The 586-nt window shown below is 45.2% G+C and carries 1 protein-coding gene; it reads right to left on the minus strand.

Going from position 1 to position 586, the window contains the following annotated elements:
* Window positions 1–586, minus strand: a 586-nt coding sequence (locus R7093_RS26705) for a phosphotransferase (protein ID WP_318147210.1), incomplete at both ends; no start/stop codon positions are given.

Below are 586 nucleotides of genomic sequence, written 5' to 3' on the forward strand. Positions count from 1 at the left end.
TTACTCCTTCAAGCCAAACTGATGTATTTTCAATATTTCGAATCTGGCAATAGCGTTCAACCGACTCTTCTATTGGCGAATCGGTAATTTGCAAAATGAGCGTTAAATCTAATCTTGGATCTGCAAGGCTTGCGTACTCCCAATCAATGACTTTCACGCCCTGCTCTCCCCGAACTAGGTTGTAACACCCCAAATCAAAGTGACACAGCGCTAACGGAATTTGTTCAACACTAGGTTCAGAACGCCAGTGTTTGTATAGGGTTTCAAATTCCGAACCGACGTACTTTCCTTCTAACTCCAACCAATAATGATCAATTCGCGAGATGTAAGAAAATGGCACAACAGGTATGGAGCTCGAATGGTATTGATGAATGGTCGCCGCGATGGGTAAGAGCTCTTCCAACTCGATGCCATCTTTTGTCAGCGTGATCCCATCGATCCACTCCACTAATAACCCTTGCTCATGAACGAAGATCGGCTTTGGCCCGAGATTTAGCGGCTCGATCGCATGAAGAACTTGATACTCGTTATGACGAGAGATAGAAAAAGCCTTGCATACGTTGCTGGTCGGTCGCCAGACATAAGC

It is taken from the genome of Vibrio sp. 1580, from assembly GCF_033340055.1.